This window comes from Gemmatimonadota bacterium, from assembly GCA_026706845.1.
GTDB lineage: Bacteria > Latescibacterota > UBA2968 > UBA2968 > UBA2968 > VXRD01.
In genome coordinates, this window is sequence record JAPOXY010000144.1 from 1 (window position 1) to 12,146 (window position 12,146).

Here is a 12,146-nt window from a genome sequence, read left to right on the forward strand (position 1 = left end):
CTTTATCCCGCCAACTCGCTCTTTATGGAAGGATATTTGACCACCGGAGGCCTGGATGTGGAAAATACACACCAGATGATTGCCGATCTGGGATTTGAAGTTGAAACGATTCAAAGCGAATCTCAAAGCGATCAACTTCTGGCGATTGGCACACCAGTACACGCCCAGCAGTAAAAACGAATATGTCGATCTACGAAAAAAAATACGACGTCATTGTCGTTGGCGGTGGGCATGCAGGTGCAGAAGCTGCGCTGGCCTCTGCGCGCATGGGATGTGAAACACTACTGCTGACCATGAACCTCGACACCATCGCGCAGATGTCGTGCAACCCGGCCATTGGCGGCATAGCAAAAGGCCACATGGTGCGCGAAATTGACGCTCTCGGCGGTGAAATGGCGCGCAATATTGACGCTACGGGCCTACAATTTCGCATGCTCAATCGGCGCAGAGGACCCGCCGTACAGGCACCACGGGCACAGGCGGACAAAAAAGCATACCAGTTTCGCATGAAAGAAGTGGTCGAAAACCAGCCACATCTCGATGTCAAACAGGGCTTGCTCGAAGACCTCGTGGTCAAAAATAGACGCATTGAAGGCGTGGTCACCAAAGCCAAAACGGTTTTTGCCGCCAAAACTGTAATCCTGACCACGGGCACCTTCCTCAAGGGCCTCATTCATGTGGGCGATTTCTCCTACAGCGCGGGACGCGCAGGTGAGCAAGCTGCCGATAAAGCATCCGATGGTCTCTCGCAACTCGGCTTTGAACTGGGGCGGCTCAAAACAGGCACCCCACCGCGCGTCAATGCGCGCAGCATCGACTTTGGCGCCTGCGAAGAGCAACCAGGTGATGCAGATCCCCGGCCCTTTTCCTACCATAACGACGCCATCGAGCAAGAGCAACTCAGTTGTCATCTCACAATGACCGCGCCAAAAACGCACGATATTATTCGCAGCAATCTGGATCGCTCGGCCATGTACAGCGGGCGCATCCAGGGAGTGGGGCCGCGGTATTGCCCCTCTGTAGAAGACAAAATTGTGCGTTTTCCCGACAAGGAAGGGCACCAAATTTTTCTCGAGCCCGAAGGATATCACACCCTTGAAATCTATCTCAACGGACTATCGATGAGCCTGCCTGAAGATGTGCAGGTCGAGGTTGTGCGCAGCATTCCCGGTCTCGAACGAGCTGAGATCATGCGTCCGGCCTATGCCGTCGAATACGACTATGTGCCCCCGACACAAATCCATCCCACCCTGGAAACCAAACCCATCGCCGGTTTGTTTTTTGCGGGACAAATCAATGGCACCACCGGATACGAAGAAGCAGCTGGTCAGGGAATTATGGCGGGCATCAACGCCGCCTTAACAGCCCGGGGCGAAGATCCCATAATCCTGGACCGCTCGCAGGCTTATATCGGCGTTCTAATTGACGACCTCGTTACCAAAGGCACTGAAGAACCCTATCGCATGTTTACCTCATTAGCCGAATATCGCCTGCTCTTGCGACAGGACAACGCGGATTTGCGCCTGTGCGAACTCGGGCGCAAAATTGGGCTGCTTTCAGACGAAGCGTATAACCGTTTTTGCAAGCGCAAACGACAAATCGATGAGGAAATCGAACGGCTGCGATCAACGCGCCTCACCCCAACCGACAACGTTCAAACCGCTCTCAAAGCGTCGCATTCTTCTCCGTTGAAACGCGCGGTGACGCTCGCCGAACTTTTGCGACGACCAGAATTGTCTTACGACATAGTCACACAATTGTCACCTGCTGCTAAAGATCTGCCTGAGGATGTGTGTGAATCGGTCGAAATCGAACTCAAATACGAGGGATATCTCGACCGGCAAGAAGAACAGGTGCAGCGCTTTCACAATTTGGAAAAAAAATACATTCCCGAAAACTTTGACTATGCCGCCATCGCGGCTTTGCGAAATGAAGCTATTGAAAAATTTACCCGCATCAGACCCCGATCACTGGGGCAGGCCTCTCGTATTCCGGGCATTTCCCCTGCTGATATTTCTCTACTTATGATCATGCTAAAAAAACGCGGTATTCCCGTATGAAACTCCACCCCGAACAAATCCACGCCATTGTATCGCTTCTGTCGGACTGTTCCCCCGACATTGCAGATCGTGTGCGCCAAAAACTATATGATCTGGGTGAAAAGGCCACACGCGAAATCCACAGTGCCTGCGCCGAAGACTCGCGCGCACACCGGGAAGTCAGCCGCGTACTCAGGCAATTTAGAGAACCGCCTCTGGACATGCGGTTTCGCAATCTCACACGCGACCAACACGGCGATATTGCCCTTGAAGAAGGCGTCTTTACACTGGCGCGATTTGGATATCCCGACCTCGATGAAAGTGCTTACAAAACGCGTCTGGGATACATGGCATTTGAACTCGCGCCCAAAATTGCCCCCGACGATCATCCCATTCGCGTCATTCGCACGCTCAATCATTATCTCTTTGAGGAACAAGGGTTTCACGCATCTACACACCATGATCCCGACGACACATATTTCAACCGCGTGCTCGATCGCAAGCGCGGCTGGCCGATCACGCTCTCAGCGGTCTATCTCGTTCTCGCACAACGCCTTGAATTACCCATCTCAGGCGTTGCACTACCCAAACACTACATCGTCAAATACATCCACAACGATCAACACATTTATATTGATCCACACAACCGGGGTCAGATCCTCACGGCAAATGAATGCGCCGATCTCATTGGTGAAAAAATCTCTGACGATCTTTTTTCTAAAGCCAGCAACTCCTTCACACTCTTTCGCATGATGAACAACCTCAGATATACATATCTAAACCTGGACGACCCAAACCGCGCAAAAAAACTCGAACATCTCATGCACATCCTACAGCCTGATATATGAGCGAGGTGCCAATGTCAGACAGCATCAAAATCATCGCGCAAAACCGAAAAGCGCGGCGCGACTACCACATCCTCAGCACTTATGAAGCTGGCCTGCAATTGCGGGGCACCGAAGTCAAAGCCCTGCGCGAAGGCCGTGCCAACTTGAAAGATGGCTACGCGCGTATTGAGGACGGCGAAGCTTATTTGCACAACACGCATATCAGCGAATATGCACAGGGTAACCAGTTTAACCACGACACCGAGCGCAAACGCAAATTGCTGCTCCACCGCCACGAAATAAATCGCCTGAGAGGATATACCAACGAAAGAGGCCATACATTAATTCCCCTCAAACTCTATTTCAAACGCGGCAAAGCCAAAGTCGAACTCGGCGTGGCACGCGGCAAAAAACAATTTGACAAGCGGCGCGATATTGCTCGCCGAGATGCCCAGCGCGAAGTCGAACAAGCGCTGAAGACACGCATCCGCAACGGGAGGTAAATCATCACATCTCCACAAACAACAGGCATTGACCTCCCCTCCAATGACCCTGGCTATTACTACGACCCCCATGTCAAAGTGGGGCTTCACGGCGAAATCAAACTTTCTCAAAAAGTCCTCGAACACTGTCAATGCGGCGGCAAGTCGCCTTTTATGGTCCTCGATGCAAAGAGCGGCGAACCCACCTGGTGCCCGTGTTATTCCTTTCGGATGAAGAGACTCCATGTTGACAGATACATCCGAAAATCGGGCATTCCCGCGCCCTTTCGCTTTAAGTTCTTACAGGACTTTAAAGAGCAGTACGACAATGGTCAGCCCAACCGAGAAGCCATACTCCTCAAGTCCTATTTCAGCACCCTGGTCGATAATATTTACGGCAACAAAGAAACGATCAAAGGCTTCTATTTGTGGGGCGCGCCAGGTCGTGGAAAAACTTACTTTGCATATATCTTGCTCAACGAACTCATTTTTCGGTTTGTAAAACCCGGCAAATTCATCTCACTCTCAAAGAGCTTTCAAGAACTCAGACATACATTTGACGAAAGCAGTGACACGCACGGACAGGCCATGCCCATGATTGAAGTATTGAGCAATGTGCCCTATCTCGTCATTGACGACTTTGGCGTGCAGCGCAATACCGAATGGGAAATGGAAATCCTCTACAACCTCATTGATGCCCGCTATGCCAATCGACGCCTGACATTTGTGACCACAAATCAGAAAGCCGACGAATTAAAAGAACTCGCGCAGGGGCGCATCTATTCTCGCTTTCTCGAAATGTGTCATATCATTCACGTTGACGGGCGCGACTTCCGAGAATTGGGCAACCCCGAAGAAAAATGGATCGGTTCGCAATAAGGAGCATTTATGAGCCAGCGCATAGATGGACGCCGCCCAGATCAATTGCGTCCCGCGAGTATTGAACGCGGATTTATGAAACACGCCGAAGGATCGGCACTGATCAAAATGGGTGACACACACGTTATATGCACAGCGAGCGTTGAGAACCGCGTACCCCATTTTCTCGTGGGCAAAAACACGGGCTGGATCACGGCGGAATACGCCATGTTGCCCCGCTCAACCCATACGCGCAGCGAGCGCGAAACGCGCGGCACTAAGGGCCGAACCCAGGAAATTCAACGCTTAATTGGCCGCGCACTGCGCGCCGTGATCGACCTCAAAAAACTCGGCTCGCGCACCCTCTGGATCGACTGCGATGTGTTACAAGCCGATGGCGGCACCCGCACAGCCTCAATTTCGGGAGCTTATGTTGCAGTCGTCGATGCGATTGACAAGCTCAAAAAGGAGGGCAGTATTACAAAAAATCCTCTTGGCGATTCCGTCGCAGCTGTCAGCGTGGGCATCGTTGACAACACGCCCATGCTCGATTTGTGTTATGCCGAAGATGCTACCGCCGAAGTAGATATGAATATCGTCATGACCGGTCAGGACAACTTTGTCGAGGTACAGGGCACAGCCGAGGGAAATCCCTTCACATTCGACCAGATGCAACACCTCATCGCCCTCGGCCAAAAGGGCATCTCCGAAATCACGCAACTCCAGCGTGATGTTTTGGCGCAATAATAGTCAACCCCATGCCTACCCTCATACTCGCCACCCGCAATCAGGGCAAACGCAGGGAAATCCAGGACATGCTCGGCTCTGATATTCAGGTAATCTCGCTCGATGCGTTTCCCAACGCGCCCGAAGTAATCGAAGACGGCGAAACCTTTGAAGCCAATGCCAAAAAAAAAGCCCGTGAAATTGCAAAATACACGGGCTTGCCTGCTTTGGCCGATGACTCTGGCCTTGTGGTCGATGCCTTAAACGGCGCACCTGGCGTATATTCCGCGCGCTACGCCGGAGGGAATGCCACAGATGAGGCGAATAGTGCCAAACTCATAGAAAATCTGCGCAGAATTCCCGCGAAACAGCGCACCGCACGCTTCTGCTGCGCGATGGCCCTTGCCAAACCCGATGGCCGCGTGCAGACCACCGAAGCTACATGGAAAGGCCGCATCCTCACAACCCCCCGGGGCGAGAATGGCTTTGGTTACGATCCGCTCTTTTTTATTCCCACCCACAACTGCACTTCTGCCGAACTCTCTTCTGACGAAAAAAATCGCATCAGCCACCGGGGCCAGGCTCTGCGTGCCATCTTACCCTGCATTCTCGACCTTTTCAGCGCGTCCATACCATGAATGATCCCAACATTCCCCCCCGACCCAAATGGTGGTATCAGAAACATGGATTTGTTCTCCTCTGTGTCGCTATCTTCATTATTCTCGCAATAATTTTATTGCTCTATGTGCGCGGCATTGATCCCGTCATTGCAGAATTTTATATCTTCCAATAAATACACTCTGGAAAACATAAGGAGCAAATAATGACCGTTGAAGCAAAACCAAATGTCAAACAGGCGATCCCGTTTTTTTCGGTATCAAACATCAAAGCATCTGTTCGCTTCTATGTCGAGGGTCTCGGATTTGAAATGATCCATAAATGGGAACCAGATGGGAGACTTCGCTGGTGCTGGCTCCAATGCGGGGACGCTGCGCTGATGTTACAGGAATTCCGAAAGGAAGGACGCAATTCGTGGGTGCCCGAAGGAAAAGTGGGCGAAGGCGTCTCGATTGTATTCATGTGCGAAGATGCCCTGACGATCTATCGCAGAATCAAACATCGGGGTATCGAGGTATCGAATCCCTTTGTGGGAAACGGAATGTGGGTTGTTTCATTGAACGACCCGGATGGATTTAGTATCTGCTTTGAGAGCGATACAGATGTGCCAGAAGGCACTGAATTTTCAGAGGTCTAAATCCCTGAAATCCAGACGATGCAGATTGATTAACTATTGATACTACTCAGGACATTACCATGCGCTGGGACGACCCCCGACGAAACCCCTATCACGATCCAGAGGCCCGAACTCCGGGATGGCTGCTGTGTCTGATTGCCGTGGGCGTAGCAATAGCGGTAACGGCTATCGGGTGGGTCGTGCTCTATTTAAGAGCCGTATTCAGCGCGCGACCGCTCGGGTGACGCCTCAATACGTAGCCCTGCCACCGCTGACATCATAACACTGCCCGGTCACAAAAGAAGCATCGTCGGATGCGAGAAAATGAACAACAGCAGCGACTTCTTCGGGTTGGCCGAGGCGACCGAGGGGAATTTTGGAAGTCATGTAATCGAGTTGCTCTGGCTCCACATCTGCCAACAGTGGGGTTTCGATCAGAGCTGGCGAGACGCAGTTGACGCGGATATTGTCCTGGAGATGTTCTTTTGCCAGGACCTTGGTAAAACATATAATACCCGCTTTAGAGACCGAATAGGGTGCCATGCTGGGATTGCCTTCTTTACCTGCTATGGAAGCGACCGAGACGATAGCACCTTTTTTTTGTTTTAGCATAGGCGCGATTACGGCGCGCGAACACAGAAAAGTCCCCTTGAGATTGATATCGAAAACCTGGTCCCAATCCCCTTCCGTGAGATCTTTGACGGGCACATCGCGCCCTACAATGCCCGCGTTGTTGACGAGAATATCAATACACCCCCATGTATTGAGACATTCATCAATAGTATTTTGCACACCCTCGGCATTTGCAACATCGAGCGACAGTGCCAATGCATCTGTCCCGATTTCTCGAGCCGTTTCGCGTGCTCTGTCCAGATTGAGATCGGCAATCGCCACCCTTGCACCAGCCCCAGCAAGGCGTATGGCAATCGCTTTTCCAATACCCTGTGCGGCACCGGTAATAATGGCCGTTCTATTGGTGAGATTTTTGGGAATCATATTATTTCGGGTCCGGGTCGTCTGGTGGAACGGGGTGATCTTGCGATTTTAGCTCCGTTGGTGTGCTGTCAGACAAATAACCGCCATCGACATAGATGTTTTGGCCCGTGATATAGCGCGCATCTTCCGAAGCCAGAAAGGCGGCGACAGTTCCAATATCGCGGGTATATCCGCGAGCACCCCAGGGGATGCGTTTGCGGTAGGCTTCGATAACATCAGGCCCCAGTGAGGCTCCCATACCTTCGGATGCGATAGCACCCGGACCAATGGCATTGACATTGATTTTGTAAGGCGCGAGTTCCACGGCAAGGGTTCGCGTGAGCATGACCACGGCGGCTTTAGAGGGCTGATAGGCAGAAGCGTCGAAATGCGCGACTTCGGCCTGTACAGACGAGATATTAATAATTTTGCCACCTTGCTTGCGCGCTATCATGTCTTTGACAACAGCGCGACAGCAATAAAAAGGCCCATTGAGATTGACATCGAGAATGCGCTGCCACGCCTCATCCGTAATGGCTGTGACGCCACCGTCCTGGGGAATGTACACACCGGCATTATTGACCAGAATATCGATGCGCCCGAAGCGATCGAGCGCCTGTTGAACCATATTATCGGCCTGATTCGAGTCGGCCACATCTGCGGGGATGACAAGAGTCTCGCGTCCGAGGTCTTCGATCTGGTGTGCGGTGGTTTCGGCTGTTTCGGCAGTGAGATCGTTAACGGCAATATGCGCGCCTTCGCGACCCATTTCGAGCGCAATGGCTTTGCCAATGCCCGATCCCGCGCCCGTTATAAGCGCGATTTTGTTTTCGAGTTTCATGGAACCTCCCTGAGATTGTGTTCAAATGCAAAAAGGTCGGGTTGGACATCTTGTTGTATATACTCAATGAGTTTGCGACTGGTGCGGGAAAAAGCATAAGCATTGAAATCTGCGCCCACAACCCATGCGAGATTGTCGCAAGTGAGTGGACGCGCTTTACCTTTGACATAGCAGCACAGAAAAGTGTGCAAGGTAATGCTAAAGTGGGTAAAAGCGTGTTTGACCGTGCGGTACCGATCATTGATTTTGACGTCGATACCCGCGGTTTCTCTTATCCCGCGCCTGCAAGTATCTTGCAGAGATTCCCCGTCCTGTTGGGTTCCTGCTGGAAATTCCCAAAGCCCGCCGAGCAAGCCGTTTTGTGGGCGTTGGGTAATGAGCACTTTGTCATTGTGCCACACAATACCCGCGCACAGCGTGTAATGGGGACGCGGCTTCTTTTTTCCTTTCACGGGCAGACGCTGCGGATTACCAACTCTGTACGCTGCACAGTATTTTTGCACGGGACACTGATCGCACGCCGGGTTTTTGGCAGTGCAGACCATCGCGCCGAGTTCCATAACCGCCTGATTGTAGGTACCTGCTTCACCTTTTGGCAACAGAGCCTGGGCAAGATCCCACAGTCGGTTTTTGACGCGGGTTTGCGTGACATCGTCGCCGATATCAAAGAGACGCGTGACAACGCGAATAACATTGCCATCAAGCACGGCATGGTCGCGATCATAAGCAATGCTCAAAACTGCGGCTGTGGTATAAGGACCAAAGCCAGGCAGAGATTTGAGTTCGTCGTACGTATCGGGCACTGTGCCACCAAAGTCCATAGCAATAGAATGCGCGGCTTTGTGCAAATTGCGGGCGCGAGCGTAATAGCCCAAACCTTCCCAGGCTTTGAGAACATCATCCTGTGAGGCATTGGCGAGGTCGAAAACCGTGGGAAATCGGTCGAGAAAGCGATGGTAATAGGGAATAACAGTATCGACCTGCGTTTGCTGGAGCATAAACTCAGACAGCAGGATGCGATAGGGATCGTCTGTCTGCCGCCATGGCAGATCGCGTTTGTGTTCGCGATACCAGGTCAGAAGATCGGCGGCGATCTGTGTTTTGAAATCCAGGCGGGACATAAATCACGATTTCTCTGCAATCTTGCGGGCGTGTTCCTGGACGATATTCTGAGGACTGGCCGCAATCAGATTGCGAATAGACAGAATAACAAACACGATGTCATCTCCCAATCCGATATGGGGAAGAATCGCCTCTGGGATAATATCAAAAGGAGAAAGCCCGTATAAAACGGTTAAAATGACAAACACTTTGGGCAATAATGGTATGCGAGAATCCCATAAAAGTCGCCAGGTAAGGCGCAGGTATTTTGGGAGTCGAGAGATGATCGACAATACACCGCGTACGCGCAAGAGACGAAATAGAAGGAGAAAAATACGCACCATGACAATCACCAGAAAGTGGTCAGTAGCCAGTCCCGCCCCCCACCGCAGTTATATAATATAGGAGTTCAGATGTTGTCAATCTGATTTTGAATAATCTCTTGCAGGGCACTGCGCTGAACTTTACCCGTAGAGGTCAACGGGCGGTCTTCCGATGTAATTGGGATAATGCGCGAGGGGGCTTCGTAAGTACTCAGCCCCGGGATTTGGCCTCTTTGTCCGCGTTTGAGAATATCCTGGGCAGCTTCGGACTGGTCGGTCCCAGATCTAAAAATAGCTGCGGCACAAACGTCTTCCCCCCATCGGCTATGACGAAGGCCAATCACATAAACAGCATCGAGTTCTGGACAGGCATCGAGCAGGGCATTTTCAACGGCGATGGGTGATATATTGACACCGCCTTTGATAATGATCTCTTTTTTTCGGCTGTGCATAAAGTAGAAACGATGATTATACATATCGCGGAAATATCCCATGTCGCCACTGCGGAACCAGCCATTGCAAAAAACCTCGGCAGTATCTTTGGGCTGGTTGAGGTAACCATTGGCAACCACGGGACCGCGCACGAGGATTTCACCGACATCGCCTTCGTTTCGTCCACCATCAATTCTTATGTTATTATTGGCAAGCTCAACACCAATGGCATTTTGTTCGAGTACATCGCGGTACTGGTCATCGGGTAAATCGGGTGGTACGCCAGTAACGCGCAAACTGACTTCGGTTGAGCCATACCCCTGAACGAGACGAACGTCAAAGCAATCGACAAATTGGCAGGCAATATTGGGCTGAACAGGTGCCGAACCGATCATAATTTTTTTTAGTGACGATATGTCATAGCCCTCGCGCTCAAAGTCATCAGCGCTGGCGAGCAGATCGGCCATAATCGTCGGTACAATACTTGCAGATGTCGCTCGCTCCCGCGATATGATACGCCAGAACGCCGAAACGCTGTAGCGCGAATTGAGCACAAGGCTCCCCCCCACCATGAGGCTGGTGATAGAAAACGTGGTAGAATTGATATGATGAAGTGGTAAAACGAGATTGAGGCGTTCGCGTGCATCAAAACCGAGCCAGCGAATGATGCCATCGGCATTGGATGTGAGGCTCTGTCGGGTAATACGCGCGCCTTTGGGATGGCCCGTTGTACCCGATGTGTACAGCACAATACTGGTTTGTTGTTCGCCCTCTGGATCGCCAGACCACTCAGGCTCGATATCCACTGCGTCATATCCATCGGCGGCGAGCAACTGCTCTGTTGTCGCAATCTGGATATCGGGTAATGCGCGGCGTTGTATTTCTGCATGTTCGGACAAAACAACGAGTAGTCTGGCCCCGGCATTCTGCAGTTTGTAGCGCTTGCGCTCGGGAACATCTTTGGCAATATCGAGAGGAACAGAAGTTGCACCAAGGCGAAAAAGAGCAAAGGTGAGCAACGGAATTTCTGCACAATTGGGCAAAGCAAGACCGACGCAATCGCCGCATCTTATGCCGTATTCGCGGTACATCAGACCAGCAAGTGCGGCGGTGAGGTGTTCAAATTCAGAATAGGTAATAACCGTGCGAGCATCCGTATCGCAATCGCAAAAGATCAACGCGGGTTTATCTGGCTGATGTTCTGCGCGATCTTTTAAGAGATGCGTAAAGTTCCGCCACGGAAAGCGATAGGTGTGGGAGTTGGCATTTTTAACACAGGTGAAAATTTGAGAATCGATCATTTTTCACCCTCTTTGTCCGCGCTGGCGCAAATAGTGGTCCGCCAGTACGAGTGCCATCATCGCTTCGACAATGGGGACTGCGCGAGGTAAGACGCAGGGGTCGTGCCTACCGCGCCCTTTGAGCGTGGTGGGATTGCCGTGGATATCGACGGTTTCCTGCTCGGCCAAAATTGTGGCAGTGGGCTTGAAAGCTGCGCGAATGACGACGGGTTCGCCGTTGGAGATACCGCCCTGAATGCCGCCGGAATGATTTGTGCGCGTGTGAATGCCGCTGCCATTGTTGTAAAAGGGATCGTTGTGTGCAGAGCCAGTCATCGCAATACCGCCAAAACCAGAGCCGGATTCGAAACCCTTGCAGGCGGGCAGTGAAAGCATAGATTTTGCGAGGTCGGCTTCGAGTTTGTCAAAAACAGGTTCCCCCCAGCCGGGAGGGACGCGATGGGCAACAGCCTCGACCACACCACCGAGCGAGTCGCCATCTTTGCGGGCGGCATCGATGCGCTGAATGATTCGCTCGGCAATCTCGGAATCGGGCACGCGGGCGATATTCGCCTCGACCTGCTCGCGGGTAACCGCGACGGGATCGACACTGGCAACAAGCGTGTGAACCTGACGCACATAAGCGATAATATCGATATTGCAATCGCGTTTGAGCAATTTGCGCGCAATCGCACCTGCTGCAACGCGGCCGATTGTCTCGCGCGCGCTGGCTCTGCCCCCACCTTTCCAGTTGCGAATGCCGTATTTTTGTTCATACGTGTAATCGGCGTGTGAAGGGCGGTATTTGGTGCGTATTTCTTCGTAATCTTTGGAACGCGCATCCTGATTCCACACCATCATCGATATAGGCGTGCCAAGGGTTTTGCCCTCAAAAAGACCCGAATGGATTTCTATCTGGTCTTCTTCTTTGCGTTGTGTGGTAATTTTGCTCTGGCCAGGCTTGCGACGGTCGAGTTCAATCTGGATATCTTCTTCGCTGATCTCCAGGCCAGCCGGGCATCCATCTA

Annotated in this window: 14 protein-coding genes; 8 read left to right on the forward strand and 6 right to left on the reverse strand. The window is 51.9% G+C overall.

The window, feature by feature from the left end; translation table 11 throughout:
* Positions 1–182 precede the first annotated feature (182 nt).
* From mnmG to OXG87_14205, 8 genes are all read left to right on the forward strand, one after another.
* Positions 183–2,060 (forward strand): tRNA uridine-5-carboxymethylaminomethyl(34) synthesis enzyme MnmG, encoded by a 1,878-nt coding sequence (gene mnmG, locus OXG87_14170; protein MCY3870697.1) that lies wholly within the window; start codon positions 183–185, stop codon positions 2,058–2,060.
* Positions 2,057–2,887 carry a transglutaminase-like domain-containing protein gene (locus OXG87_14175; protein MCY3870698.1) on the forward strand — a complete coding sequence of 277 codons (831 nt, stop codon included), beginning with the start codon at positions 2,057–2,059 and terminating at the stop codon, positions 2,885–2,887. The genes mnmG and OXG87_14175 overlap by 4 nt, the downstream gene beginning before the upstream one ends.
* A gap of 11 nt (positions 2,888–2,898) precedes the next feature.
* On the forward strand, positions 2,899–3,369 hold the full coding sequence (gene smpB / locus OXG87_14180; protein ID MCY3870699.1) for an SsrA-binding protein SmpB: 471 nt from the start codon (positions 2,899–2,901) through the stop codon (positions 3,367–3,369).
* Between the two features lie 153 nt (positions 3,370–3,522).
* Positions 3,523–4,227, forward strand: a complete 705-nt coding sequence (locus OXG87_14185) for an ATP-binding protein (GenBank protein ID MCY3870700.1) — start codon at positions 3,523–3,525, stop codon at positions 4,225–4,227.
* A 9-nt stretch (positions 4,228–4,236) separates the two neighbouring features.
* The gene (gene rph / locus OXG87_14190; protein MCY3870701.1) at positions 4,237–4,953 is read left to right on the forward strand and encodes a ribonuclease PH; all 717 of its coding nucleotides are present in this window, start codon (positions 4,237–4,239) and stop codon (positions 4,951–4,953) included.
* Positions 4,954–4,964: 11 nt separating this feature from the next.
* Positions 4,965–5,570 carry an XTP/dITP diphosphatase gene (locus tag OXG87_14195; protein ID MCY3870702.1) on the forward strand — a complete coding sequence of 202 codons (606 nt, stop codon included), beginning with the start codon at positions 4,965–4,967 and terminating at the stop codon, positions 5,568–5,570.
* A 185-nt stretch (positions 5,571–5,755) separates the two neighbouring features.
* A complete protein-coding gene (locus tag OXG87_14200; protein ID MCY3870703.1) occupies positions 5,756–6,187 on the forward strand; it encodes a VOC family protein in 432 nt (143 codons plus the stop codon).
* Positions 6,188–6,246: 59 nt separating this feature from the next.
* Entirely contained in the window at positions 6,247–6,411 is a 165-nt protein-coding gene (locus OXG87_14205) for a hypothetical protein (GenBank protein ID MCY3870704.1), read from the forward strand.
* A 4-nt stretch (positions 6,412–6,415) separates the two neighbouring features.
* On the opposite strand, the gene OXG87_14210 is transcribed toward OXG87_14205, so the two are convergent.
* From OXG87_14210 to aroC, 6 genes are all read right to left on the reverse strand, one after another.
* Entirely contained in the window at positions 6,416–7,162 is a 747-nt protein-coding gene (locus OXG87_14210) for an SDR family NAD(P)-dependent oxidoreductase (protein MCY3870705.1), read from the reverse strand.
* 1 nt (position 7,163) lies between these two features.
* The gene (locus OXG87_14215; GenBank protein MCY3870706.1) at positions 7,164–7,982 is read right to left on the reverse strand and encodes an SDR family NAD(P)-dependent oxidoreductase; all 819 of its coding nucleotides are present in this window, start codon (positions 7,980–7,982) and stop codon (positions 7,164–7,166) included.
* On the reverse strand, positions 7,979–9,103 hold the full coding sequence (mutY, locus tag OXG87_14220; GenBank protein MCY3870707.1) for an A/G-specific adenine glycosylase: 1,125 nt from the start codon (positions 9,101–9,103) through the stop codon (positions 7,979–7,981). The genes OXG87_14215 and mutY overlap by 4 nt, the downstream gene beginning before the upstream one ends.
* A 3-nt stretch (positions 9,104–9,106) precedes the next feature.
* A complete protein-coding gene (locus tag OXG87_14225; protein ID MCY3870708.1) occupies positions 9,107–9,427 on the reverse strand; it encodes a YkvA family protein in 321 nt (106 codons plus the stop codon).
* A 65-nt stretch (positions 9,428–9,492) separates the two neighbouring features.
* Positions 9,493–11,139 carry a class I adenylate-forming enzyme family protein gene (locus OXG87_14230; protein ID MCY3870709.1) on the reverse strand — a complete coding sequence of 549 codons (1,647 nt, stop codon included), beginning with the start codon at positions 11,137–11,139 and terminating at the stop codon, positions 9,493–9,495.
* A gap of 3 nt (positions 11,140–11,142) precedes the next feature.
* A partial coding sequence (aroC, locus tag OXG87_14235; GenBank protein MCY3870710.1) for a chorismate synthase occupies positions 11,143–12,146 on the reverse strand: 1,004 nt, incomplete at its 5' end.